This is a genomic window from Klebsiella pneumoniae complex sp. WS1778 (genome assembly GCF_049472055.1).
GTDB lineage: Bacteria > Pseudomonadota > Gammaproteobacteria > Enterobacterales > Enterobacteriaceae > Klebsiella > Klebsiella quasipneumoniae.
Window position 1 is genome coordinate 798,587 of record NZ_JBKGTJ010000002.1, and the last position, 25,586, is coordinate 824,172.

Consider the following 25,586-nt stretch of genomic DNA (forward strand, 5'->3'; position numbering starts at 1 on the left):
GGGGAGGCTGACTCAGTTTTTCTTCAACCAGCCAGCAAACAGGCGGGTCACGATGGGCATCCAGAACCAGACCACCAGCGCAACCACGCAGGCATCATTGATCAGGTGCAGCAGCAGGCTCCCCTTAAGCGACGGCAACAGCATGCCGGTCACCGTCGGCACCAGGTTGGTGCTGGGGAAAATCACCAGCAGGGTGATCAGAAACTGTTTCCAGCGCCGCGGCTGGCGCACATTCGCCACCGGCGGGGTAAACCAGAAGGCCGGTTCGGTCCGCACCTCCGTCCGATCGCCCTCCGTCAGCAGCGGGGCAATTTCCGCCACCAGCTGACGACGGGTTTCCGACTGCGTCCAGGCATAGAGATGCTCCAGGGTGTCGAAGCGGATAATCACGCTCCACAGATTCTGCCCTGCGGCGGGCCGGATCACATTCGCCCCGAGATGGCCGGGAAACTCAGCCGCGATGGGCATGATTTTGCCGAGCCACTCTTCGTAGCGCTGGCCGTGTTGCGGATCGAGCAGATGGCTGATGACAAGGGTCACCGATTTTTGCTGCGCCATAAAGATTCCTTGCTTCAGGGGAATGGCAGGATGATTCTCGCCATTAGCCATAGATGACCATACACAACGTCATTCATGCTGCGTCGAGGCGGCAAGCCGGCACGTCCCGGGAGCTGACATCAGTCAGTGACCGGGGCGGGCAAACCCAGCTAACAAAGAGGCAGCCTGAAGGGTGAAGTGTATTTAAGCTTTACGCTCTGGCGCGCCATGCACCATGGTATAAGCGTAATCCACGCCCATCCCGTAGGCGCCGCTGTGTTCGCGCACCAGGTCCATCACCGCATCGTAAGTCGCTTTGCGCGACCAGTCGCGCTGGTACTCCAGCAGCACCTGCTGCCAGGTCACCGGCACCGCGCCCGCCTGCACCATCCGGTCAATGGAGCGCTCATGGGCGTCGACAGAGGTACCGCCGGAGGTATCGGTGACCACATACACTTCGTATCCCGCCTCCAGGGCCATCAGCGCCGGAAACGTCAGGCAAACTTCGGTCCACAGAGCGGAGATCACCAGCTTTTTACGGCCGGTCGCTTTCACCGCCGCAACGAAGGCATCGTCTTCCCAGGAGTTCATTGAAGTACGCTCAATCGGCTTGACGTCAGGATGCACGGCCAATAATTCCGGCCAAATATAACCGCTGAAGCTTTTGGTCTCTACGGAAGTGTAAATCACCGGTACATTAAAAATTTTGCCGGCTTTAGCCAGCGCCACGGTGTTATTTTTGAGGGTCTGGCGATCGATATTCGCCACGCCAAATGACATCTGTGGCTGATGATCAATAAAGATAAGGGCGGAATTAGTGGGATCGAGCAGTTCACGAATAGACATTAAATACCTTCTTAATCAATTAGTTAAAAAGATGACATGATGGTTAATGCGTCGTGTAGATCCTGACTGATAAAGCATGGTGAGTATAGCCAGTTATTTCTAACAAGTTATTAAAGTTTTTTTGTGGTTTATATTTTGTCAGCGGTTAGTATTTACTCATGCCAGCGTTCATCAAAATTTTACGGCAAACTGTTCTGATTTATTCACTGGCATTGATTATTGCGCTTAGGTACAACAAGGGGAAATTAATGAATGGAAACTCCTGATGCGCGTAAACTTTGATGTTCTGATGATCCTTGATGCGCTGGACCGACACGGATCCTTCGCCACCGCCGCAGAGTCGCTGTATAAAACCCCCGCCGCTCTGAGCTATATGATCCAGAAGCTGGAGAGCGATCTGGAGATCGTCTTGTTGGATCGTTCCGGCCATCGGGCAAAATTTACTGATACCGGGAGGCTGATGCTGGAGAAGGGGCGACAGCTTTTAAGCGCCGCCAGAGATCTGGAAAAGCAGGCCCAGCAGCTGAGCGCGGGCTGGGAGCGAGAGCTGGCGATCGCCCTCGACGCCTCGTTTCCCTTTTCGGCCCTGCTGCCGCTGATCGCCGAGTTCTACGCGCAAAACCCGCAGACCCGGCTGAACTTCAGTCATCACACCCTCGCCGGTTCATGGGAAGAGCTGACCCACCATGGCGCGGATATTATCCTCGGCGCCATCAATGAGCCGCCCACCTCCGCCGAGTGGTCATGGCAAACCCTCGGCGCGCTGGATAACATTTTCGTGGTCGCCCCGGCCCACCCGCTGGCCGGAGCGGAAACGCCGCTCAGCAATAAGCAGCTCAGCCAGCACCGGGCGGTGGTAATCCGCGACAGCGCCCGCTATTGCCATCCGCTGAACAGCAATCTGCTTGATGAACAGCCGCAAATCGGCGTCGATGATTTCGCCAGCAAAGTCGAACTGCTGTGCGCCGGGCTGGGCTGCGGCTTTCTGCCGCGTCATATCGCCCGCCCGTGGCTGGAAAAAGGCTGTCTGGTGGAGAAAAGCGTCGCCGGCTGGCGGGAAAAAGATATCACCTACATGGCCTGGCGCAGCGGGAATGACGGGCTGGCTCAGCGCTGGTGGCGGGAGGCGCTCCTCCGCGACGACCTGCTGAGCCAGCTCTATCGTTAACGACCGGACCAGACGCAGGCGGAGATAGCCGGGAGCGTCAGTACCCCGTTATGGAAGGCGCCGGCGCCCTCCTGCAGCGTCCAGGCTCCCACGTCCAACAGCGGCGAATCCTCGATAACCACTTCGCAGGCTTCGCCGCGGTTAATCGCCACCAGTACCCGCTGCTGTTTGTAGACGCGGACAAACACCACCACGTTATCCTCGGCGTAAATCACCTGGCAGCCGCCGTAGCGCAGCGCCTGGTGGGCTTTACGCAGTTTCGCCATTCGCTGATACAGCGCCAGCAGCTGGGTATCCTGCAGCGCCGGATCCCACGGGAACGGTTTGCGGCAGAACGGATCGTTATTGCCATCTACGCCCACCTCATCGCCGTAGTAGATACACGGTACCCCGGGCCAGCTGAACAGCCACACCACCGCCAGCGGCAGACGCGCTACGTCTTTGCCAAGGAGAGATTTAAAACGCGCCGTATCATGGCTGTCGAGCTGGTTGAACATCCGCAGCTGCTGCTGATGCGACAGCCCGGCGCGATAATTATCCATCCACGCCATACAGGTCTGGGCGTCTATATTCTGCGGATCGTAAGAGATATCGGTATTGGCGAGGAATCCCCAGATCGGGAAGGTGAAGCCGCGGTAGTTCATTGCCGCATCTTCGGCATCCGCCTGCAGCCACTGGCGCGCGTCGCCAAAATGTTCGCCAAAGACAAAGGTTTCCGGCTGCGTTTGTTTCGCCGCCTGGGTGATGCCGGCGATATGCCGCAGGTTATTCCGCGCCCCGCCGCCTTCGCCCAGCATGTGCACCACGTCCAGACGCCAGCCGTCCATACTCCACGGCGCCTTCAGCCAGTGGCGTACGATGCTGTCCTCGCCGGCATAGATCTCGTTGACCAGGCTGGTCGACCGATAGTCGAGCTTCGGCAGACTGGCATAGCCCAGCCAGTTGTGCGCCTGCCCCTCCCCGGAGAAGGTAAACCAGTCGCGCCATGGGGAGTCCGGATGGTGGCCGGCGCCGCCGCTGCCCTGCTGGTGGCGATCGAACCAGGGATGGGAATCGCCGGTATGGTTGAACACGCCGTCGAGGATCATGCGCATCCCCGCCCGCTGGGTGTTGTGGCGCAAGCGGAGCAGCGCCGCGTCGCCGCCAAACTGCGGATCGACGCGCCGATAATCCTCGGTGTCGTATTTATGCACGCTGGGGGCGGCGAAGACCGGGTTCAGATACAGGGCGGTGACGCCGAGCTGCTTCAGGTAAGGCAGTTTTTCGCTGATGCCGTCGAGATCCCCGCCGTAGAACGTCGACCCGCCCGCCTCGCCGGTAAGCGGTTCGTCCCACGCCTTGCGCACAATCTCCCGTCCCGCCGCGTGATGGTAATAGACCGCATCCTGTTCGGCGTCACGCGCAGCGCTGCGGGCAAAGCGATCGGGGAAAATCTGGTAGAAAACCTGATCGGCCACCCACTGCGGGCCGGCGTCCGGCAGGTCGACGGCGAACTGCTCCAGCCTGGCCGGCGGGAAACGGCTGAAGCCCTGCGGCGTAAACCAGCGCTGATGGTCGGCCCACAGTAGCTTAAAGCTGTAGCGGCGGCGCGGCTGACCGCTGGCGAGAGAGATTTCGCCGCGCCATGCCACCACACCCGGCCTCGGCGCCTGGCGGAGGCGCTGCATCGGCAGCGACAGCTCTTCGTTATCTTCTTCCGCGCGCAGCGTGATCCGCTGCGGCAGCGACTCACCGCTCAACCACAGGGTAATAAACAGTCGGTCCTGTTGCACCTTGATAAAGGGTGCAACCGGAAGGTGCCATGCCTTCAACATCGTGAATCCTCATTGTGCAGAATGGGCACACCTTGCCATAGCCGTCAGGCGCAGAACTCATCGTCACAGGATTTTTTGGGGGAGGATAACGGGGGAGGACGCGGGTCGGCAAGCCGCCCCGGTCGCGCGATGCAGACCGGGGCGATGTTGATTACTGTGCCTGCGCCAGGCGGCGCTCACGACGGGTCTTAAAGACCCAGCCCAGCAGCAGCAGCGCAATCCACGCCATACCGACGTACAGCGAGATGCGGGTGTCCGGATGATAGCCGATCAGGGCGATAATAAACGCCAGGAACAGCAGGCCGACAACCGTGGTCGCCACCCCGCCGGGGACTTTGAATTTCAGGGCTTTGACCTCCTCCGGCGACAGACGGCGGCGGAAGGCAATCTGCGACAGCAGGATCATAATCCACACCCACACGGTGGCGAAGGTGGCCAGCGAGGCGATCACCAGGAAGACGTTTTCCGGCATGATGTAATTTAGGTATACCGCAAACAGCAGCGCAATGGTCATCACCATCACCGTCACCCACGGAATACCGCGACGCGAGGTTTTAGCGAACACCTTCGGCGCGCTCCCCTGCTCGGCCATGCCATGCAACATACGGCCCACGCCGAACACGTCGGAGTTAATCGCCGACAGCGAGGCCGTCAGGACCACGAAGTTAAGTATGCTGGCCGCGAAGGTAATGCCCAGATGCTGGAAGGTCAGGACAAAGGGGCTGCCGTCGGTACCCACCTGGTTCCACGGATAGATAGACATAATGACAAACAGCGTGCCGACATAGAACACCAGAATGCGCATCGGCACCGAGTTGATAGCGCGTGGAATGGATTTCTCCGGATCTTTCGCCTCACCGGCGGTAATACCGATGATTTCGATACCACCGTAGGCGAACATCACCATCTGCAGCGACATCACCATTCCCAGCCAACCGTTGCTGAAGAAGCCGCCGTTGCTCCAGAGGTTATGAATGCCCGTCGGCTGGCCGCCGTTGCCGATCCCCCAGATAATGATGCCGAACCCGGCGAGGATCATAATGATGATGGTGGCCACTTTGAAGAACGAGAACCAGAACTCCAGCTCGCCAAACACCTTGACGCTCATCAGGTTGACGGCGCAGATGATGAGCACCACGCTGAGCACCCAGATCCAGTGCGGCACCGTCGGGAACCAGACGCCCATGTAGATACCGAAGGCGGTGACGTCGGCGATGGCGACGATCAGGATTTCAAAGCAGTAGGTCCAGCCGGTGATATAGCCCGCCAGTCCGCCGAGGTTTTCCTGAGCATAGCGGGAGAATGAGCTGGCGGAAGGGTTATGCACCGACATCTCACCGAGCGCGCGCATAATGATATATGCCGCGACGCCGCCGATAATGTAGGCCAACAGTACGCTGGGTCCGGCCATTTTAATCGCGTCGGCTGAACCGTAAAAAAGCCCGGTGCCGATGGCGGAACCCAGGGCCATAAAGCGGATGTGCCGGGTGCTTAGCCCGCGCTTAAGCTTGTTACTACTTTCCATCGTGGTTTTTCAATGCCGTTTAACACAAAAAATAAAAAACCACGGAACCCGAAGTCCCGTGGTTAAACGCTTGTCCTCAACGCCGGTTAGTGCGCGCTGGAGGTCACCTGACGTCCGGCGGCACGGTCCCAGATCACCGCGAGGATTGCCATCACGGCGGTCGGCATCAGCCAGGCCAGACCTTGCTCCGCCAGCGGCAGACGCGCGGTCCAGGCCGGCAGGATAGCGGCAAACGCCGATGACTTAATCCCGTCAATGATACCAAACATCAGACTGATAAACATGGCCGGCGCGATAACACGTGACGAATTATGCCACCAACTGCGGGTAAAGCTTAATACAACCAGTGCGATACACGGCGGATAGATAGCGGTCAACACCGGAATCGACACCTGAATCAGGTGGCTCAGACCAAGGTTGGAGACCGCCATCGAGAACAGGCCGAGGATGAAGACCAGCGTGCGATAGGAGAACGGCAGATACTGGGCAAAGAACTCAGCGCAGGCGCAGGTCAGACCCACCGCCGTCACCAGGCAGGCGATGAAGATCAGCGCCGCCAGCAGGAAGCTGCCCGCCCCGCCGAAGGTATGCTGCACGTAAGCGTGGAGGATTGCCGCGCCGTTAGCGGACTGGTCCACGAGGGTGGCGCTATCAGAGCCCAGACGGAACAGCGCCAGATACAGCAGGGTCAGACCGACGCCTGCCATCAGGCCCGCCCAGACGGTGTAGCGGGTCAACAAACGCGCTTCGCTGACGCCGCGGGAGCGTGCGGCATTGACAATCACGATCCCGAACACCATCGCGCCGAGGGTGTCCATGGTCAGGTAGCCGTTGACGAAGCCATTGGAGAATGGCGCGGTACGATACGCTTCCATCGCGTCGCTGATCGGGCCCGCCGGCCAGACAACCGCGGCGACCGCCAGCACAATCAGGGCGATAATTTTCAGCGGCGCAAGGAAATTTCCCACCGTATCCAGCAGTTTGCCCGGATAGAGTGAGACCAGGATCACCAGCGCGAAGTAGATAACGCTGTAGATCAGCAGCGGCAGCGGGCCGTCGCCGGTCAGCGGCGCAATCCCGACCTCAAAAGAGACGGTCGCGGTGCGCGGGGTCGCGAACAGCGGTCCTACCGCGAGATAACACACCACCGCCAGAAGGATACCCGCCACTTTACCAATCGGGGTGCTCAGGCTTTCAACGCCGCCGCCGACTTTCGCCAGCGCCACCACCGTCAGAACCGGCAGACCCACCGCAGTGATCAGGAAGCCGATCGCCGCCGTCCAGACGTGCTCGCCCGCCTGTAAGCCAACCATCGGAGGGAAAATAATATTGCCTGCGCCAACGAACAACGCGAAGGTCATAAAGCCCAACGCTATGATGTCGCGAGATTTTAACTGATGGGTCATAAATTCATTACTGCCTGTGGATGTGGTGTTGTAAAAAAATGGAAAAATACCGCGCTACCCTCTCAGGGACGATACAGCGGCGATTGCCGGTAAACTCAGCGAGATATGCTCCCGAAGCGGCGTGGGAAAGAATTGTTTTTGGTATTACCACGCAAAAGCAGTCTGTCATCGACTGCGCAGGCGCAATTTAAACGCTTATAACGTTTTAAAGCAAGGCACGATCGCAAAAGCAGATGATTATGCTGGTTATCCTTTTCACACCAGAATCATTTACCATATTGATGGAAAACCCGTGGCTTATCATGCGAACAAAAAAGCAGCGCACGTTCATTAAATAGGCGAGGGGAAAATGACTGCCAATGAAAATGACCAGCCGAAGCTGGTCATTGGCAAGATAAGCTGACAGTGCGCCGCTCAGGTGTCGTTTCTGGCAATTAATCGTTCCGGGAGCAGGAAGCTAAAACGGGTTCCCTTGCCCACCGTACTCTCTATTTCCAGTCGGCTGTCATGATGGTTTACCGCGTGTTTGACAATCGCCAGCCCCAGGCCGCTGCCCCCCGTTTGCCGGGAGCGGGCTTTATCCACCCGATAGAAACGCTCGGTCAGACGGGGAATATGCTCCGGGGCAATGCCTGGCCCATTATCTTCGACGCTGAACAGCGCCCCCTGCGGCGTTCGCTGCCAGCTGACGCGAATTTCAGTGCCCGGCGGGGTGTGGTTCACCGCGTTATAGACCAGGTTAGAAATGGCGCTGCGCAGCTGCTCCTCGTTGCCCAGCACCTTGAGCTGCTCATCGACGGTAAAAAACAGCGTCTGCTTATCCTGGCTGAGGGTCTGCGCCTCGCGCTCCACCACCCGCAGCATCATCGGCACGTCGATGCGGTCATTCATCGCCAGCGCCGGCGCGGCTTCAATACGCGACAGCGTGAGCAGCTGCTTCACCAGCCCCTCCATACGCTGGGTTTGCTCACGCATGGTGTGCAGGGCCTTTTCACGGGTCGCCCCTTCCAGCACCTGCTCCTGCATCATCTCCAGATAGCCTTGCAGCACCGTCAGCGGGGTGCGCAGCTCATGGCTGACGTTAGCGAAGAAGTTACGCCGCGCCCCTTCCAGTTGATGCATCTGAGTCACGTCGCGCGCCACCATCAGCCACTGCTTGTCGCTGTAGGGCATCACGCGAATTTCCAGATGACGGGCATTATTCAGCACCAGATTGAGCGGTTTTGAAAAATCACGCTGTTTCAGGTAGGTGGCGAATTCAGGATAGCGCAGAAGGTTAAGAATGTTTTGCCCACTGTCGTCCGGCCAGCGCAGGTTTAAAATCTGCTGCGCCAGGCCATTACACCAGAAAATGGCTCCCTCCTCCGTGGTCAGGACCACCGCGTCCGGCAACGATTCCGCTCCACTGCGGAAGCGTTTAATCAGGCTTCCCAGCTCACGTCGACGCTTTTTATTACGCATCTGCATCTGGTGCAGACCATACAGCAGCGGCTCCCAGCTGCCGCGGCCGGGCGGAGGGGTCATGCTCCGGTCCACCCACAGCCACCACGACAGGCGCATCAAATTCCAGAAATGCCAGATCAGCAAACCGGTCACTGCCGCCAGTAAAAACCACGGCAAATGACCCACAAACGCCCCCAGAATCAGGGCCGGAATACACGCTAAAAAGAGCTCCAGCGCCAGCCTTTTCCATGACAGCCGTTCCAGCACGGGTCACACTCCTGTCAAAATTCAGAAACGGGCGGAGAAACGATACCCCGTGCCGCGAACCGTTTGCACCATCCGATCATGGCCACTGTGTTCCAGCGCTTTGCGCAGGCGACGAATATGGACGTCCACCGTGCGGTCTTCCACATAGACGTTGGTTCCCCAAACGTGGTTCAGCAGCTGCTCGCGGCTGTACACCCGCTCCGGATGGGTCATAAAGAAATGCAATAATTTAAATTCCGTTGGCCCCATGTCCAGCGGACTTTCGCCGGTCATCACCCGGTGCGATGAGGGATCGAGGCTCAGCCCCTGCATTTCAATCACCTCTTCCACCGCCATCGGCGAAATACGGCGCATCACCGCTTTGATTCTCGCCACCAGCTCCTTCGGTGAGAAAGGCTTGGTAATGTAGTCGTCCGCCCCGGTCTCCAGGCCGCGAACGCGATCCTCTTCTTCTCCGCGCGCGGTCAGCATCACCACCGGAATATCACGGGTCATCGCCTCGCGCTTGAGCAGCTTAATAAACTGCAGCCCCGAACCGCCCGGCAGCATCCAGTCAAGGAGAATCAAATCAGGCCAGGGTTCATTTAGTTGATTCACCGCGCTGTCATAATCTTCCGCTTCGACAGGCTGAAAGCCATTTTGCTCCAGAACAAAGCAGACCATTTCGCGGATTGGAGCTTCATCTTCAACGACCAGAATTCTTCTCGCCATTATTTACCCTGTGTTTTTTAGCCATCAGTATAGAAGTGCGGCGTCATTATGCGTCACTTTTGTGACAGATTTATGAAAAAAATGACCGTCTGATGATCGGGTATTTTGAAGCATGACGCGGACTTACCCCTCTCCGACAAATGGTATACTGCCGCTCATGCTTTTTTCGCTAGGGAAGATTTATGCGCATCCTTCACACCTCCGACTGGCACCTGGGCCAGAATTTTTACAGCAAAAGCCGTGCGGCCGAACATGACGCCTTCCTGAGCTGGCTGCTGGCCCGCGCGCAGGAGCATGAAGTCGACGCCATCATCGTAGCCGGCGATATTTTTGATACCGGATCGCCGCCGAGCTACGCTCGCGAACTGTATAACCGCTTTGTCGTCCAGTTGCAGCAGACCGGCTGTCGCCTGGTGGTGCTGGCGGGCAACCACGATTCGGTGGCGATGCTCAATGAATCCCGCGATATCCTCGCCTTTTTACACACCACCGTCGTGGCGAACGCCGGCTGCCCGCCCATTGAGCTGCCGCGGCGCGACGGCACCCCTGGGGCTATCTTCTGCCCGGTGCCGTTTTTACGCCCGCGCGAGCTGGTCATCAGCCAGGCCGGCCACTCCGGTCGGGAAAAACAGCAGCTGCTGCTGCACGCCATCAGCGACTATTATCAGGAACAGTATCAGCAGGCCTGCGCGCTGCGCGGCGATCGCCCGCTGCCCGTCATTGCCAGCGGCCATCTGACCACCGTCGGCGCCAGCAAAAGCGATGCCGTTCGCGACATTTATATCGGCACGCTGGATGCCTTCCCGGCGCAGCACTTCCCCCCTGCCGACTACATTGCGCTGGGCCATATTCACCGGGCGCAGGTGGTCGGCGGCTGCGAGCACATCCGCTACAGCGGCTCGCCGCTGCCGCTGAGCTTTGATGAAACCGGCAAAGCGAAATCGGTGCATCTGGTGAGCTTTAGCGATGGGCGACTCAGCGCCGTGGAAACCCTCGAGGTGCCCGTCACCCAGCCGCTGGCGGTCATCAAAGGCGATCTGGCCGCTATCACCGCCCAGCTGGAGCAGTGGCGCGGCGTTGAACAGGACCCGCCGGTGTGGCTGGATATCGAAATCACCACCGAGGAGTACCTGCACGATATTCAGCGTCAAATTCAGGCGCTGACGGAGGATCTGCCGGTGGAAGTATTGCTGGTGCGCCGCAGCCGCGAGCAGCGCGAGAAAATACTGCTCAACGCCCAGCGGGAGACCCTCAGCGAACTGAAGGTGGAAGAGGTGTTCGAGCGCCGGCTGGCGCTGACCGAGATTGACGATGAGAAGCGCGCCCGGCTGCACGAGCTGTTCGCCCATACGCTGCATACGCTCACCGCGGAGGACGAAAACGCATGAAAATCCTCAGTCTGCGTCTGAAAAACCTCAACTCCCTGAAAGGGGAATGGAAGATAGACTTTACCGCCGAGCCGTTCGCCAGCAACGGCCTGTTCGCCATTACCGGCGCCACCGGCGCCGGGAAAACCACCCTGCTCGACGCCATTTGCCTGGCGCTCTATCATGAGACGCCGCGCCTGAATAAAGTCTCCCAGTCGCAAAACGACCTGATGACCCGCGATACCGCCGAGTGTCTGGCGGAGGTGGAGTTTGAAGTGAAGGGCATCGCCTACCGCGCCTTCTGGAGCCAGAACCGGGCGCGTAACCAGCCGGATGGCAATCTGCAGGCGCCCCGCGTAGAGCTGGCGCGCTGCGCCGACGGCAAAATCCTCGCCGATAAGGTCTCGGATAAGCTGGAGCAAACCGCGACGCTCACCGGCCTCGACTATGGCCGCTTCACCCGCTCGATGCTGCTCTCCCAGGGACAATTTGCCGCCTTCCTGAACGCGAAGCCGAGCGATCGCGCGGAGCTGCTGGAGGAGCTGACCGGCACGGAAATCTACGGTCAGATTTCGGCGATGGTCTATGAGCAGCACAAAGCCGCTCGCCATACGCTGGAGAAGTTCGAAGCCCAGGCGGCGGGCATCGTCCTGCTGACGGAGGCCCAGCAGCAGGCGCTGCAGGAAAGTTTGCAGGTGCTTACTGACGAAGAGAAAGCCCTGCTGGCGCAGCAGCAAAACCAGCAGCGGCAGCTCCAGTGGCTAACGCGCCGCGACGAGCTGGCGCAGCAGCAGCAGCAGGCGGTCAGCGGCCAGCAGCAGGCCCGCCAGGCGCTGGCCGACGCCGCGCCGGCGCTGGCGAAGCTTGAGCTGGCCCAGCCCGCCGCCCAGCTGCGCCCCCTGTGGGAGCGCCATCAGGAGCACGCGGCAGGCCTGGAGCAAACCCGCCAGCGAATCAATGAAGTAAATGCTCGCTTACTTGCCAGCACGGCGCTGCGCGCGCGCATCCGCCGCAGCGCCCTGCACGCCCAGCAGCAGCGGCAGGCTGAACTGACCGATCTGGCGCAGTGGCTGGCGGCCCATGAGCGATTCCGCTTGTGGGGCCAGGAGATTGCCGGCTGGCGGGCGCAATTTTCGCAGCTAACGCGGGATAAACAGCAGCTGACGGCCCAGACCAGCCGCCTGGCCGCGCTGCGCCAGAAGCTGACCGCGCTGCCGGCCAGCCCTTTGTCGCTGAGCGCCGATGAGGTTGCGGCGGCGATAGCGCAGCAAACCCAGTCGCGACCGCTGCGCCAGCGGCTGCTCTCCCTGCATGAACAGCATCAGCTGCTGCGCAAGCGTCTGCGCCAGAACGCCGAAAGCGTACAGCAGGCGCAGGCGGAGCAGGCAAAACTCAACGCTACCCTGGCGCAACGCCGGGCGCAGTACAAAGACAAAAACCAGCACTATCTCGACCTGAAAGCGCTCTGCCAGCGGGAAGAAACGATTAAAGATCTGGAAGATTACCGCGCCCGGCTTGAGGCGGGTAAGCCCTGCCCGCTGTGCGGCTCCTGTGAACATCCGGCGATTGAGCAATACGCCTCGCTAACAGTCACGGATAATCAGCGCCGCCGCGATGCGCTGGAAAAAGAGGTCGCCGCGCTAAAAGAAGAAGGTCTGCTGATCCTCGGGCAGGTCAACGCCCTGACGCAGCAGCTCCAGCGTGAGACCGAAGCGGCCGGGCGGCTCGCTGAGGAAGAGCAAGCGCTCACTAAAGCATGGCAGGAAACCTGCGCCTCTCTGCAGGTCACGCGGGATATTGCGCAAGAGATAAACGACTGGATCCAGGAGCAGGAGCGCTACGAGCAGCAGCTCTACCAGCTCAGCCAGCGCCAGATGCTGCAGAGCCAGCTCAACGATCAGGAGGCGCTGGAGCGCCAGGCTCTGCAGCAGCTGACGGCCACGCGCCAGGGGCTGGAGAGCGCCCTGCAGGCCCTGACGCTGACCCTGCCGGAAGAAGGGACAGAATCCGCCTGGCTGAACGCTCGCGAAAGCGAATTTTCCCAGTGGCAGGCGCAACAGACCCGGCATGGCGCCATTCTGGAGCAGATTGCCGCCCTGCAGCCGCTGCTGGAGACGCTGCCAGCCAGCGACGAGGCAGAGGCTGAAGCTGAAGCGGAACCGGCGATCCCCGACAACTGGCGCGCGATCCACGAAGAGTGCCTGGCGTTGCACAGCCAGCTTGTCGCCCAGCAGCAGCTGGAGACCGAAGAGAAGGCGCGCCTGGACCAGTCGCAGGCGCAATTTACCGCCGCCCTGGCCGCCAGCCGCTTTAACGATCGGCAGGCGTTCCTCGCCGCGCTGCTGGATGACGAGACCGTCCAGCGGCTGACGCAGTTAAAACAGACGCTGGAGCAGCAGCTTCAGCAGGCGACGGCGCTCTGCGAGCAGGCGACCCGGCAGCAACAGGCGCACCTGGCGCTGCGTCCGCAAGGGACGGATGCGGACATCCCCGCCCTGCAAACTCAGCTGCACGCCCTGGCCCAGCGGCTGCGGGACAACACCACCCGCCAGGGCGAAATCCGTCAGCAGCTCAGGCAGGACGCAGAGAGCCGTCAGCATCAGCAGGCGCTAGGGCGGCAGATTGCAGAGGCGGCGCAGTTGGCGGATGACTGGGGCTATCTCAACTCGCTGATCGGCTCCAGCACCGGCGATCGGTTCCGCAAATTCGCCCAGGGGCTGACGCTGGATAATCTGGTCTGGCTGGCAAACCAGCAGCTTAACCGCCTGCACGGGCGCTATCTGCTGCAGCGCAAAGCCAGCGAAGCGCTGGAGCTGGAGGTGGTCGATACCTGGCAGGCCGACGCCGTGCGCGACACCCGCACCCTCTCCGGCGGCGAAAGTTTCCTCGTCAGCCTGGCGCTGGCCCTGGCGCTGTCAGACCTGGTGAGCCATAAGACGCGGATTGACTCTCTGTTTCTTGATGAGGGCTTCGGCACCCTCGACAGCGAAACGCTGGACACGGCGCTGGACGCGCTGGATGCCCTCAACGCCAGCGGCAAGATTATCGGGGTGATCAGCCACGTGGAGGCGATGAAAGATCGCATTCCGGTGCAGATCAAAGTGAAGAAGATAAATGGCCTGGGCTACAGTCGGCTGGATAGAGCGTTTGCGGTGGAGTGAGGTCTGAGTCATTACGATGTTCCCTCACCCTAACCCTCTCCGGGGGGAGAGGGAACCGTCCGGCGCTGGTTTTCCGTTTCGTACGCTGTTGCGATTACCCCTCTCCCCGCAAGAGACCGGGGGTTCCTGCCACACCCCCAACCACCGACGCCGCCTTTCCCCCTCTCCCTCCGGGAGAGGGCCGGGGTGAGGGGGAGTGGTTCAGGTCCCCTGTAGCGGCCACAGCCATGCCGCGCCGCGTACTCCGCTGGAGTCGCCGTGCATCGCTTTACGGATCGGCGTTTCACACTCGCCGCCGAAGACCCACTGTTTCACCAGGTCCGGCACCGTCTGATACAGCCGCTCGACGTTGCTCATCCCGCCGCCGAGCACGATGACGTCCGGATCGAGGATGTTCACCACGTGGGCGAGCGATTTCGCCAGCCGCTGTTCATAGCGGCTCAGCGCCAGTTCAGCTTTTTCGTCACCTTCACCCACCAGGCGCATAATCTCGCTGCCGCTTAACCCCTTGCCGCTCAGCCGCTGATAGTCAGTGGCAAAGCCGGTGCCGGAGATAAAGGTTTCGATACACCCCTGTTTACCGCAGTAGCAAGGCACTTCCGCACGGTAGCGCAGCTCATCGTCGTTCATCCACGGCAATGGGTTATGTCCCCACTCGCCGGCGTTACCGTTGCCGCCGATATGCGCCCGCCCGTTGAGCGCTACGCCCGCGCCGCAGCCGGTGCCGATAATCACCGCGAACACCGTTTGCGCCCCCGCCGCCGCGCCGTCCACCGCTTCCGACACCGCCAGACAGTTGGCGTCGTTAGCCAGCCGAACTTCGCGGTCAAGGCGCAGGCTGAGGTCCTTGTCAAAGGGCTGGCCGTTGAGCCAGGTCGAGTTGGCGTTTTTCACTACCCCGGTATAGGGCGAAATCGAGCCCGGGATCCCCATCCCCACGGTGCCACGCTGTCCGGTCGCCTGCTCGGCCATCGCCACCAGGGTAGCGATAGTCTCGATGGTTTGCCGGTAATCCTCCCGCGGCGTGGGTAACCGATGGCGAAACAACTGCTCTCCCTGGTCGCTCAGGGCTATCACTTCGGTTTTTGTACCACCTAAATCAATACCAATACGCACGCTCAGCTCCTCACCCCGATTAACAATGCAAGCATAGCGACAATTCGCTATCATGCCCGCCTGATTTAACGACAAAGCCGTGGAAATTATCATGCTGTGGTTCAAAAATTTAATGGTTTACCGTCTCAGCCGCGATATCGAATTGCGCGCCGAGGAGATGGAAAAACAGCTGGCCGAGCTGACATTTACCCCTTGTGGCAGCCAGGATATGGCGAAAACCGGTTGGGTATCGCCGATGGGATCGCGCAGCGACGCGCTGACGCATACGGCGAACGGCCAGATCATTATCTGCGCGCGTAAAGAAGAAAAGATCCTGCCGTCGCCGGTGATCAAGCAGGCGCTGGAGGCGAAGATCCAGAAGCTCGAAGCCGATCAGGGGCGCAAGCTGAAGAAGACTGAGAAAGATTCCCTGAAAGATGAAGTGCTGCACTCGCTGCTGCCGCGCGCCTTCAGCCGCTTCAGCCAGACGATGATGTGGATCGACACCGTCAACGGCCTGATCATGGTGGACTGCGCCAGCGCGAAGAAAGCGGAAGATACCCTGGCCCTGCTGCGTAAAACCCTCGGCTCGCTGCCGGTGGTGCCGCTGACCCTGGAGAATCCGATCGAGCTGACACTGACCGAGTGGGTCCGCTCCGGCACCGTAGCGCAGGGCTTCCAGCTGCTGGACGAAGCCGAGCTGAAAGCGATGCTGGAAGATGGCGGCGTGATCCGCGCCAAGAAGCAGGATCTGGTCAGCGACGAAATCGCTGTGCACATTGAGGCCGGGAAGGTCGTCACCAAGCTGGCGCTGGACTGGCAGCAGCGTATTCAGTTTGTGATCTGCGACGACGCGTCAATTAAGCGCCTCAAGTTCTGCGATGAATTACGCGACCAAAACGAAGATATCGATCGGGAAGATTTCGCCCAGCGCTTTGACGCCGACTTTATCTTAATGACCGGCGAACTGGCTGCCCTGATCCAAAGCCTGGTGGACGGGCTCGGCGGCGAAGCGCAGCGCTAAGCGCCGCTTTCCTTCCTGCCTGGCAGGAAAAAAAATACAACCCGGCGGCAAGCGCCGGGCGTTACGCTGACTTACAGATAGCGGCACAGATAGGAGGTTGGCTCAGCCACCTGCAGATGGAATTCGCTGTTGCCTGGCACATTGAAGGCTTCGCCGGCGGCGTAAACTTTCCACTCAGTCTCACCCGGCAGCAGGACATTCAGCGCCCCGCTGACCACCGTCATCTCTTCCGGCTGCGCCGTACCAAAGGTGTATTCTCCTTCCGCCATCACGCCAACGCTGGCGCGACCGGTACTGCTGCTGGTGAAGCCAATGGATTTCACTTTTCCGTCAAAGTATTCATTGCTTTGAAGCATAAACAAGCCCTTCTGATCGTCGTTGAAAGGCTCAATATAGGGGGCGCTCCTTGCCCCTGTCACGTGAAATTAACACTTTAGACTAATAGTTCTGCCGCCAGTCGGGAAACCAGCACATTCGACAGCAAAACCGGGACATCAAGGGCTTTTTGTAACACATCGCGATGATGCTGATAGTAACCGAGACAGTCGAGGACCAGCACGTCGGCCCCCTGCTCCAGCAGCGCTTTACCGGCGGTTAACAGCTCACTGTCGCTACCGGTAAACGGGTTGGCCAACGCGTAGTACGGTGACTTCTCCAGTGAATGCCACTTTTGTCGCTGCATGGGCATGATCTCTTCCACCGGCACGATCACCCCGACCTGGTGCCCATCGACGATCGACGCCACCAGCGGCGGAATGATCCGCTGCGGCTCGAGGAGGATCGCGTGGTGGGTGGTAAAACCGGTCAGCTGTTCGGAGCTGAGCAGCAGGATCACATCAAAATGCTGTCGATCCAGCATGGCGATCACGCTGCGAACATCACGTTCAATTTTTTGTCGCGACACCATCACCAGCTGGTTATCGCTGAGCAAGGTCAACAGACCCTGTTCGCCGTCACCCACGGCGTACTCTGCCATCACGTCGTCACGCGTCATCTCGCCCAGCAGGCTGATGTGAGCGATCTGTTCTTCCCTGATATGTTCGGTCAGGAGCGGTAATACTCCCGCCAGCGGCACAACGCCGATGGTCAAAATTGCCATCGTTGCACTACTCATATCATGTACCTTTTCACTACCACTGCTTCAACACAGGCTTACCACACACAGCATTCGCCCCCCTGGTGAGTAAAAATCAACCGTCGAGAAGCGTAGCAGCTCCACGCCGCGGTTGAATGTAAAGATTACCGGGCAGCGGCGGCGTGCCTGAAAAATCCGTGTGTTAGAAATTCATTAGTACGACTGATAAATAAAAAATGTGAGATACGCCCGATATTGCCCGCAGGACAGGCAATCCGGGCTCAGGGGTTAAGACTTGTCGGGATCTTCATAACGCCGCTTGGCATCCACGGCTTCCTGCTCGGTAGGATGTTCGCTGATTAGCGAATCGGGCTCAGGATAGTCCGCGCGGAGTTGATACCAGGTCACCGTCTGACCCTGAGGACCTTTCTCTACCGCAACCACGCGCGCTTCTCTCGGATATGGGGGTCTGTTTGGCATAGTTCTTCCTTCTTCCGGTATCAGAACTATCAAGTATAGGCGCCCCTCGCCGCCTTAATGTAAGTAAATTCTTAACTTACCGGAGCTGCCGTCGCGCCGCACAGCATGGTCATAATTTGCTCCACCACCCGATCCGGGGAGGCTGTAGCATCGACAATATGATGGGCAGCATCACGGTATAACGCTTCACGCTGCGCCAGCACCTCGCCCACTTCCTCACGCACCGGTTTCCCGGTGAGCGTCGGCCGTTGTTCGGCTTTCGGGTAGGCTTCCAGACGGTCAATCAGCGCCGACACCGACGCCTGAAGATAAATCACCACGCCGTTCTCCCGCATAAACTGACGGTTACATTCCGCGAGGATGATGCCGCCGCCGGTGGCGATCACCGTATTCGGCAGGGTCACGGCCTTCAGCGACAGGGTCTCCAGCTCGCGAAAGCGCGCCCACCCTTCCGCCTGCACGATCTCCGCCACCGTCCGCTGCTCATGGGCCTGCAGCCGATGATCGGTATCGGAGAACTGAAAATGTCGCGCTCGCGCCAGCGCATGGCCGACGGTGGTTTTACCGCAGCCGCGTGGCCCGATGAGAAAGATTGGCTGTGTCATAACCGAAGACCCCCTGGTTCCGTCTGTCGCAAAAAAAGGAAAACGAAAGAACGTATTATCGCTGTCTGATCCGCAACGCATTCGTAAAGAAAACGTTACACAACTTCTTTACACCCCATCACCGCAGTGAGACAAAGGGCTCTTGATGTAAACTTATCATTGCATTTGGTGTTTAACCAGCTTTACTTTTCCGCCTGGCGTTATTTTTTATCCACTGCTGGCGTAAACGGTAACACATTTATGCATAGCTTTACGAAGCAACATATTTACAACATCGTGTTTCAGACGCACCCTGATGCCTATTCGACAGTGTGACAGAGGAATGTAACATGCAATCTGAAGAACAACGCCTTATTGATGGACTGTTTTCCCGGCTGAAAGAGGCTGAGGCGCACAGTGCATCGCGCGATGCCAGCGCCGAGGAGCGGATTGCCCAACACGTGAGCGCGCAGCCGGCGGCCCCCTACTATATGGCGCAAACCATCCTTATCCAGGAAGCCGCGATTAAACAGCTCAACGATCGCATCCAGGCGCTGGAGAGCCAGGTCAGCCAACTGCAGGCGGCGAAGCCCAGCAGCGGCGGTTTCCTCTCCGGCCTGTTTGGCGGCGGCGGCTCGTCACGCGGTTCTGACCCGATCCCGGGCGCGGAGCAATACGGTCGCCCGCAGGCCAGCTCACAGCCGCAGTATGCCCCACAGCAGCAGCAGAGCTATGCCCCGCAGGCTGCCGCACGCGGCGGCGGCTTTATGGCGGGCGCGCTGCAAACGGCCGCAGGCGTAGCGGGCGGGGTGGTGCTGGGCAATATGCTGACCAGTATGTTCAGCGGCTCGCACCCGCAGGAGATTGTGAATATCATCGAAGAGAAGCCGCAGCCTGATGCTGATGCCCCCGCCGCGCAGGACGCCGCCGTGGGTGACGATCCGTTCCGTCAGGGAGACGATCAGTTCCTTGCCGACAACACCTGGAACGACGACTTCGACGCCGGCTTTGGCGATGATGATATTGGCAGCGATGACGACAGTTGGGTTTAACCCTGCTGACGTTTAACCGCCAGCAACCACTTCTCCAGCTCGGCGGCAAACTGTTGCCGATCGCGCTGCGATAAACTATCCGGGCCGCCGGTCTGAACGCCGCTGGCCCGTAATGTCTCCATAAAATCCCGCATCGTCAACCGCTCGCGGATCGTCGCTTCGCTGTAGCGCTCTCCGCGCGGATTAAGCGCCGCCCCGCCCTTCGCCAGCACCTCCGCCGCCAGCGGAATATCGGCGGTGATCACTAAATCCCCCGCCGCGCACTGACGGACGATTTCGTTATCCGCCACGTCAAAACCCTGCTCAACCCGCAGGGTGCGGATGAAACGCGACGGCGGTACGCGCAGCGGCTGGTTCGCCACCAGCGTCAGCGGCGTCTGGGTCCGCTCTGCCGCGCGGAACAATATCTCTTTAATCACGTTCGGACACGCGTCTGCATCCACCCAAATGGCCATGCCAGCTCCTGTTACCTGCAATAAGTGTCGCCAATGTTACCTGCTTTTCTCCCCCATGAAAGCGCCAGGATGATAAGCTAATCAGATCGTAACGAAAAAAGCAGAGGGGAATGGTGATGGATAAGAAAATTGGCTTTATCGGCTGCGGCAATATGGGTAAGGCCATTCTGGGTGGACTGATCGCCAGCGGCCAGGTACAGCCGGGACAAATTTGGGTCTACACCCCGTCGCCGGACAAGGTTGCGGCTCTGCGCGACCAGTACGGCATCAACGCCGCCGATAGCGCCCAGGAAGTGGCGCAAATTGCCGATATCGTCTTCGGCGCGGTGAAGCCGGGGATCATGACCAAAGTGCTGGGCGATATCGCCTCCAGCCTGAATAAAGAGTCGCTGGTGGTCTCCATCGCCGCCGGCGTCACGCTTGACCAGCTGGCGCGCGCGCTCGGCCACGATCGCAAAATTATTCGCGCGATGCCCAATACCCCGTCGCTGGTTAACGCCGGCATGACCTCCGTTACGCCAAACGCGCTGGTGAGCAGCGAAGATGTGGCTGAAGTGTTGACCATTTTCCGCTGCTTTGGCCAGGCGGAGCAAATTGCCGAGCCGATGATCCATCCGGTGGTGGGTGTGAGCGGTTCGGCGCCAGCCTATGTCTTTATGTTTATCGAAGCGATGGCCGATGCCGCCGTTCTCGGCGGGATGCCGCGCGCCCAGGCCTACAAATTCGCCGCGCAGGCGGTGATGGGCTCTGCCAAAATGGTGCTGGAGAGCGGTGAGCATCCGGGAGCGCTGAAAGATATGGTCTGCTCTCCTGGCGGGACCACCATCGAAGCCGTGCGCGTGCTGGAAGAAAAAGGCTTCCGCTCCGCGGTGATCGAAGCCATCAGCCAGTGCATGGAAAAATCAGAGAAGCTGAGCCGCTCCTGAAGCTGAGCTGGCGGGCTGCAAGCCCTGAGAGGTCAAAGAACAAGGGAGCGCGTGCGCTCCCTTTTTTTCAGGCTTTCTTCAGGCAGCTACTCATGAAGGTACTGCGTTCATCGCCCTTCAGTGATTTTGCCGAAGCCGCTTTATTGCAGTCGCTCATCTTCTGCTGTTGGGGCGTGAGGGGCTTTCCTTGCGAGGTCGTGGTCTCTTTTTTGAGGCACTGACTCATAAAGGTTTTGCGCTCCTCCCCTTTCAGCGTTTTGGCTGACGCTTGCTGATTGCAGTCCGTCATCCTTTGCTGCTGAGGAGTGGGCGTTTTTTCTGCCGCGCCAACCGCGCTGATAAAGATCAAGCCAAACAGTAGGGTCATCAGTAAGGTTATTTTCATCGCACCATCCTTCTGTGAGTGGATCGTTGTAAGTCTGGACGCAGATAGAAAAAAAACCAGCCGGTGACGCGATTTCGCCACCGGCAGCGACTTATTTCAGACTCAGGGCAGCTTTCATAGTTGAGAAGAGGTCGGTCTGATCGCTCAGGCCGACGACGTTAGCCGCATGCGGACCGTAGGCCGCAATGCGCAGCTGGGTGCCGGTGTGCTCCATCGACTCTTCCTCTGAGTTGCCGTAGCTCATGACCATCACTGCGCCATCGCGAGTATTCAGAGCCTGAGTCAGGCCCGGGGCTTTGCTATCCGCCGGGATGATCTGGCTGGCGTGCGCATGGTCGGCGGTGACGATCACCAGGGTATTGCCGTCTTTTTTGGCAAATTCCAGCGCCTTCTGCACCGCCTCGTCGAGATCAACCGTTTCGCCGATCTGGCCGCACGGATTCGCCGCATGATCCTGCTTATCGATGGAGGCACCTTCCACCTGCAAGAAGAAGCCTTTCTCGTGGCGGCTCAGCAGGTCAATCGCTTTCTCCGTCATCTGCGCCAGCGTCGGCACCGAGGCGTCGCGTTTCGGGTTTGGGGTACAGGTTACCGGCGGCTTATCGATATTACCGTGATAAGACGCCTTGGGCCCTTCCCAGCGTACCGGCATATTGCCGTCGGCGAACAGTCCCAGCAGCGGTTTATCCTGGCTGGCTTCCGTCGCGGCGGCAAGAGAGGCCGCGTCGGTCACAATCTGGTAGCCGCGCGCTTCCGCCTGCTCACGCAGGGTTTTGCCCTGCCACTCGCCCGCCGTCGCCGTTTCGGCAAAAGTCTTCGCGCCGCCGCCCAGGGTGACATCCGGCCGGGCGTTCAGCAGCTGTTCGGTAATGGAGCCTTTGCCCCCTTTCTCCAGCGCATTGCTGGGGCATTTTTCGCTGGTGACCGTAGGGCCGTAGCATTTACGCGATGTCACATGCGCCACCAGCGCCGCGGGGGTGGCGTCCTGCAGCTCGGCGGTGGAAACGTTGCCGGTGGCCAGTCCCGCCGCTTTCGCCAGTTCGAGGATGGTCTGATGCGCGTTCTCATGAATATCGACGCCCAGCGCGCCGTTATAGGTCTTCACGCCGGTGGTCCAGGCGGTGGCGGAGGCCGCCGAGTCGGTGACGTAGTCCGGTTTACCGGTTTTTTTATCCAGCGAATAGTGCGTGTACTGCCCGGTTAACGGCAGGGCGTCAATGCCTTTAAAGAAACCGCCCGCCCCTTCCGCATAATTTCGCGCAGCGGTAATTTCAGAATCGCCCATCCCATCGCCAATCAGCAAGATAATGTTTTTGGCCGGCTTATTGATTATCGAGGCGCGCAGCGCTTCGGTTTGATCGCCCGTTAAACGACGCGCGCCGCCGGGAGTGGTGATATCTCCCTGGGCAGCGCGATTTTCCAGAACCGGCGCGGTCGTGGTTTCCGCATGAATAACCGGCGAGCCCAGCAGAGGCAGCAGGGCAATAAACAGGGCGCTTAATTTCACTTTTGTCATCTCCATGTAAAAAATACTTAAAAAAACAAAACGTGGGAGACTTTATAAAAGGGAGATGACAGAAAAATGACGGCATCCTTGTCGCGTCGCAAAGATTAGCTACGAGGATGCCGCAACAGCTTCTTTAGATATTGCTGCAGCAGGATGGCATCCTGGTCGTTGACCGGCGGACAAGGCGTCACCTGGTCTATCGCCTGCTCAATATCCTGAATCAATGCCTGCTGGGCATCATGCTCCATATGGCGCAATAATGCGGTGACCACGATCTCCAGCGCTTCAACCTGCACCGTCAGTTCCTTTGCTTCTTCTTCTTTTTGCGCCAGTTTAACCAGTAACTCAGCAATGAGATTCTTCATAGCACCAGTTCCTTATGCGAGGCCTGTTTTTCGATTGAGATGTCATACCTGATGACGGACCCCAGAATTACTTAAAATAAGAATCGTCGCAACACCCAATATACAGCGAAACGTTTTACCACAACAAAATACCACTATAAATAGTATTGTTTAATCACAACCGGGTCTGTTTATAACTAAATGACGTCGGAAATAATAAAATGGAATAGCGCTCACGCAATGGCGATAACAAAAAGTAATGGTAAATCGACCGACGTTGAATAACGCTGACGGTATTGCGTTAAATACCGTCAGCAGAGGTTCAGGCATTCGCCCGGCGGGTACGGCGCAGCATCCATGCCAGTTGCCAGAGGTTAATGAAAACGATAATGGCGGTAGCAATAAACACCCAGCGGAAGCCGGCCATCGCTGATACGGAAGCGCCAATTAGCGGCCCGGCGACGTTGCCAAGATACATAAACGACTGGTTATAGCCAAAGATGCGCCCGGTGACGCTGTCGCTGCTGTATTTCAGCAGCAGGGTCTGCACCGCCGGAAGCATCGCGCCATCGGCAAAGCCGAGCAGAAAACGCAGCGTACCTAATTGCAGCGGGGTGGTGACAAAGGACATGGCGAAGAACATCACCACCGCGCAGCAGAGCGTCGCCAGCAGGATCCGCGAGGTGCCGATGCGGTCGCCAAGCTTACCCAGACGTGGCGCAGAGATCAGCGCCGACACCCCGGGCACCGCGGCGATCATCCCGGCCAGAAAAGCGATATTGTTGCTGTCCGGCGCCATCGACTTGATAAACAGCGCCAGAATCGGGCCGATTGAGCCGTTGCACAACTGGATCACCAGAGTGGTGAAAAAGAGGCTGATCACCAGCCCCGGATAGGGCAAGGAGGCAAAGACCTGTTTCCCGGTGAGACGATCGCTTTTGCTGACCTGCGGGCGAACGCCCTCTTTAATCAGAAACAGGGTCACCAGAAAACTGATGGTCAGCAGGATCGCCGTAATAAAAAAGACCATTCGCAGCCCGACGTGGTCCGCCAGGAAGCCGCCCAGCAGCGGGCCGCCGATCACGCCGCTGATTTGCGCCGTCGACAGGGTGCTCAGCGCCCAGCCGCTGCGCTCGCGCGGCACCTGGGAGGCCACCAGCGCCATGGCGTTAGGGATATAACCGGAGGTTAAGCCCATGATCGCCCGCAGAATAAACAGCTGCCAGACGTTGGTGGCGAAGGCCTGCAGCAAAATGGCGATCGCCATTCCCAGCGAGGCGCGCAGCAGCATCAGCTTGCGGCCTTTGCGGTCCGCCAGGCTCCCCCACATCGGCGAGACGATCGCCGAGACCAGGAAGGTGACGCTGAAGGTCAGCCCCGACCACATCGACAGCGCTTCATGCGAGGTGACGCCCAGCTGGGAGACGTAGAGCGGTAAAAAGGGGAGAATTTGACTGATCGCCAGGCCGGTAAAAAAGCAACCAAACCAGACGGAGATAAGATTAACCTTCCAGGATTCCATAACTACGCGTATTCATTAATGATTTGCCAATTATTACCTAGCTTAGCAATTTCATTGCACTGGTGTACTACCATAGATGCGCTGGCGGTGAGTTTGGTGTTTTATGACTGCGCATGAGAGGCTGACGAAGCATTTTCTGGTCATTCAGGCTGCTCACAGGGCTTTATGCTCAAAAGCAGAAGCCCTGCCCGCGCATCCCAAAGTGAAAATGGTTGGCGTGCGCCGCGTTGTATTCCGGCCCCAGGGCGTTGCCGAAGTAAGGGCAGCTGTTGCTTAACAGCGCCGCCAGCCAGGGGTGAGAGCGATCGCTGCGCCAGCCCTGCAGGACGCTGATGCGTCTGCCGTCCGTCAGGCGGAAGCCGCTAACATCAAGGGCATCCGCCGTCGCGTGTTCACTACGCCGCGCCTGTTCCCGATGGTAGATATTGCGGCAGGCGAAGCTGCCGAGATGATCGATCTGGCGCAGAGCGCTGGCCATCAGCTGACGGGTTAGCGGCTTCGCCTGCTGCTCGACGTACAGCGCGCTGCTGAGCGCCAGCGGGCAGCTGGCGAGGAAACTACTGCTCAACTGCACCGAGCCAAAATTAGCCACCCGCACCACATTACGCAGCGGGCAGGCGCCCTCGCTGTCGGCCACCGGCTGGCTGGCGATGAGCCGCCGGCGGTTGGCCTCCGCCAGCAGGGAGGCGCACTGGTCGGCCGTCAGGCTGCGCAGCTTGAACGACGTCAGCCAGCCCGGGGGATCGTCAAGGGCCAGCGGCGCCAGCGGATTCAGGTGTGGCGGCAGATAGCGATATCCCACAAGGCCCGCGCCGAGCAGCCCGGCCAGCACCAGCAGCGTCTTTCCTCTCACGCCCGCTCCCGTCAATTGATCAGGTAAATATTATGGCAG

Annotated in this window: 24 protein-coding genes; 6 read left to right on the forward strand and 18 right to left on the reverse strand. The window is 59.2% G+C overall.

Going from position 1 to position 25,586, the window contains the following annotated elements:
* Positions 1 to 12: 12 nt before the first annotated feature.
* Both ACLEXF_RS13760 and ACLEXF_RS13765 read right to left on the reverse strand, forming a co-directional pair.
* Positions 13 to 558 (reverse strand): antibiotic biosynthesis monooxygenase, encoded by a 546-nt coding sequence (locus ACLEXF_RS13760; protein WP_004204853.1) that lies wholly within the window; start codon positions 556 to 558, stop codon positions 13 to 15.
* A gap of 183 nt (positions 559 to 741) precedes the next feature.
* Positions 742 to 1,383: a hydrolase gene (locus ACLEXF_RS13765; protein WP_002890357.1), complete on the reverse strand. Its 642-nt coding sequence runs from the start codon at positions 1,381 to 1,383 to the stop codon at positions 742 to 744.
* A gap of 265 nt (positions 1,384 to 1,648) precedes the next feature.
* Here ACLEXF_RS13765 and ACLEXF_RS13770 point away from each other — a divergent pair, with 265 nt between their 5' ends.
* Positions 1,649 to 2,551 (forward strand): LysR substrate-binding domain-containing protein, encoded by a 903-nt coding sequence (locus ACLEXF_RS13770; protein WP_004204855.1) that lies wholly within the window; start codon positions 1,649 to 1,651, stop codon positions 2,549 to 2,551.
* Here ACLEXF_RS13770 and malZ read toward each other — a convergent pair.
* The 5 genes from malZ to phoB form a co-directional block, all read right to left on the reverse strand.
* Positions 2,548 to 4,365 carry a maltodextrin glucosidase gene (gene malZ, locus ACLEXF_RS13775; protein WP_423265773.1) on the reverse strand — a complete coding sequence of 606 codons (1,818 nt, stop codon included), beginning with the start codon at positions 4,363 to 4,365 and terminating at the stop codon, positions 2,548 to 2,550. The genes ACLEXF_RS13770 and malZ overlap by 4 nt on opposite strands.
* Before the next feature lie 151 nt (positions 4,366 to 4,516).
* On the reverse strand, positions 4,517 to 5,890 hold the full coding sequence (gene proY / locus ACLEXF_RS13780) for a proline-specific permease ProY (RefSeq protein ID WP_004204857.1): 1,374 nt from the start codon (positions 5,888 to 5,890) through the stop codon (positions 4,517 to 4,519).
* 86 nt (positions 5,891 to 5,976) lie between these two features.
* A complete protein-coding gene (gene brnQ, locus ACLEXF_RS13785) occupies positions 5,977 to 7,296 on the reverse strand; it encodes a branched-chain amino acid transporter carrier protein BrnQ (RefSeq protein WP_004204859.1) in 1,320 nt (439 codons plus the stop codon).
* 414 nt (positions 7,297 to 7,710) lie between these two features.
* On the reverse strand, positions 7,711 to 9,006 hold the full coding sequence (gene phoR, locus ACLEXF_RS13790; RefSeq protein WP_017898936.1) for a phosphate regulon sensor histidine kinase PhoR: 1,296 nt from the start codon (positions 9,004 to 9,006) through the stop codon (positions 7,711 to 7,713).
* Between the two features lie 21 nt (positions 9,007 to 9,027).
* Positions 9,028 to 9,717 (reverse strand): phosphate response regulator transcription factor PhoB, encoded by a 690-nt coding sequence (gene phoB / locus ACLEXF_RS13795; RefSeq protein ID WP_004204861.1) that lies wholly within the window; start codon positions 9,715 to 9,717, stop codon positions 9,028 to 9,030.
* A 182-nt stretch (positions 9,718 to 9,899) separates the two neighbouring features.
* Here phoB and sbcD point away from each other — a divergent pair, with 182 nt between their 5' ends.
* Positions 9,900 to 11,105, forward strand: a complete 1,206-nt coding sequence (gene sbcD / locus ACLEXF_RS13800; protein ID WP_085846441.1) for an exonuclease subunit SbcD — start codon at positions 9,900 to 9,902, stop codon at positions 11,103 to 11,105.
* Positions 11,102 to 14,245 (forward strand): exonuclease subunit SbcC, encoded by a 3,144-nt coding sequence (gene sbcC / locus ACLEXF_RS13805; protein ID WP_308063282.1) that lies wholly within the window; start codon positions 11,102 to 11,104, stop codon positions 14,243 to 14,245. The genes sbcD and sbcC overlap by 4 nt, the downstream gene beginning before the upstream one ends.
* A gap of 201 nt (positions 14,246 to 14,446) precedes the next feature.
* Here sbcC and mak read toward each other — a convergent pair whose 3' ends face one another.
* Positions 14,447 to 15,361: a fructokinase gene (gene mak / locus ACLEXF_RS13810; protein WP_004204864.1), complete on the reverse strand. Its 915-nt coding sequence runs from the start codon at positions 15,359 to 15,361 to the stop codon at positions 14,447 to 14,449.
* Between the two features lie 91 nt (positions 15,362 to 15,452).
* Here mak and rdgC point away from each other — a divergent pair, with 91 nt between their 5' ends.
* The gene (gene rdgC / locus ACLEXF_RS13815; protein ID WP_407259914.1) at positions 15,453 to 16,364 is read left to right on the forward strand and encodes a recombination-associated protein RdgC; all 912 of its coding nucleotides are present in this window, start codon (positions 15,453 to 15,455) and stop codon (positions 16,362 to 16,364) included.
* A gap of 71 nt (positions 16,365 to 16,435) precedes the next feature.
* Here rdgC and ppnP read toward each other — a convergent pair whose 3' ends face one another.
* The 4 genes from ppnP to aroL form a co-directional block, all read right to left on the reverse strand.
* Positions 16,436 to 16,720 (reverse strand): pyrimidine/purine nucleoside phosphorylase, encoded by a 285-nt coding sequence (ppnP, locus tag ACLEXF_RS13820; RefSeq protein WP_004204865.1) that lies wholly within the window; start codon positions 16,718 to 16,720, stop codon positions 16,436 to 16,438.
* A gap of 77 nt (positions 16,721 to 16,797) precedes the next feature.
* On the reverse strand, positions 16,798 to 17,478 hold the full coding sequence (locus ACLEXF_RS13825) for an AroM family protein (protein WP_072096489.1): 681 nt from the start codon (positions 17,476 to 17,478) through the stop codon (positions 16,798 to 16,800).
* A gap of 249 nt (positions 17,479 to 17,727) precedes the next feature.
* A complete protein-coding gene (locus tag ACLEXF_RS13830; RefSeq protein ID WP_002890278.1) occupies positions 17,728 to 17,919 on the reverse strand; it encodes a YaiA family protein in 192 nt (63 codons plus the stop codon).
* Positions 17,920 to 17,990: 71 nt separating this feature from the next.
* Positions 17,991 to 18,524 carry a shikimate kinase AroL gene (aroL, locus tag ACLEXF_RS13835; RefSeq protein WP_023319827.1) on the reverse strand — a complete coding sequence of 178 codons (534 nt, stop codon included), beginning with the start codon at positions 18,522 to 18,524 and terminating at the stop codon, positions 17,991 to 17,993.
* A gap of 329 nt (positions 18,525 to 18,853) precedes the next feature.
* On the opposite strand from aroL, the gene ACLEXF_RS13840 reads away from it, so the two are divergent.
* Positions 18,854 to 19,555 (forward strand): DUF2076 domain-containing protein, encoded by a 702-nt coding sequence (locus tag ACLEXF_RS13840; RefSeq protein ID WP_049004147.1) that lies wholly within the window; start codon positions 18,854 to 18,856, stop codon positions 19,553 to 19,555.
* Here ACLEXF_RS13840 and ACLEXF_RS13845 read toward each other — a convergent pair.
* The gene (locus ACLEXF_RS13845; protein WP_004204870.1) at positions 19,552 to 20,010 is read right to left on the reverse strand and encodes a YaiI/YqxD family protein; all 459 of its coding nucleotides are present in this window, start codon (positions 20,008 to 20,010) and stop codon (positions 19,552 to 19,554) included. The two genes, ACLEXF_RS13840 and ACLEXF_RS13845, sit on opposite strands and share 4 nt — an antisense overlap.
* A 116-nt stretch (positions 20,011 to 20,126) precedes the next feature.
* Here ACLEXF_RS13845 and proC point away from each other — a divergent pair, with 116 nt between their 5' ends.
* Positions 20,127 to 20,936 (forward strand): pyrroline-5-carboxylate reductase, encoded by an 810-nt coding sequence (gene proC, locus ACLEXF_RS13850; protein ID WP_004204871.1) that lies wholly within the window; start codon positions 20,127 to 20,129, stop codon positions 20,934 to 20,936.
* Positions 20,937 to 21,003: 67 nt separating this feature from the next.
* Here proC and ACLEXF_RS13855 read toward each other — a convergent pair whose 3' ends face one another.
* The 5 genes from ACLEXF_RS13855 to ACLEXF_RS13875 form a co-directional block, all read right to left on the reverse strand.
* The gene (locus ACLEXF_RS13855) at positions 21,004 to 21,321 is read right to left on the reverse strand and encodes a PsiF family protein (RefSeq protein WP_004204873.1); all 318 of its coding nucleotides are present in this window, start codon (positions 21,319 to 21,321) and stop codon (positions 21,004 to 21,006) included.
* A gap of 91 nt (positions 21,322 to 21,412) precedes the next feature.
* Positions 21,413 to 22,843 carry an alkaline phosphatase gene (gene phoA, locus ACLEXF_RS13860; protein ID WP_423265776.1) on the reverse strand — a complete coding sequence of 477 codons (1,431 nt, stop codon included), beginning with the start codon at positions 22,841 to 22,843 and terminating at the stop codon, positions 21,413 to 21,415.
* An 89-nt stretch (positions 22,844 to 22,932) separates the two neighbouring features.
* On the reverse strand, positions 22,933 to 23,193 hold the full coding sequence (gene iraP / locus ACLEXF_RS13865) for an anti-adapter protein IraP (protein ID WP_004204875.1): 261 nt from the start codon (positions 23,191 to 23,193) through the stop codon (positions 22,933 to 22,935).
* Between the two features lie 301 nt (positions 23,194 to 23,494).
* Entirely contained in the window at positions 23,495 to 24,694 is a 1,200-nt protein-coding gene (locus tag ACLEXF_RS13870; protein ID WP_004204877.1) for a multidrug efflux MFS transporter, read from the reverse strand.
* Between the two features lie 169 nt (positions 24,695 to 24,863).
* Positions 24,864 to 25,547 (reverse strand): extensin family protein, encoded by a 684-nt coding sequence (locus ACLEXF_RS13875; protein WP_407259915.1) that lies wholly within the window; start codon positions 25,545 to 25,547, stop codon positions 24,864 to 24,866.
* Between the last annotated feature and the right edge of the window lie 39 nt (positions 25,548 to 25,586).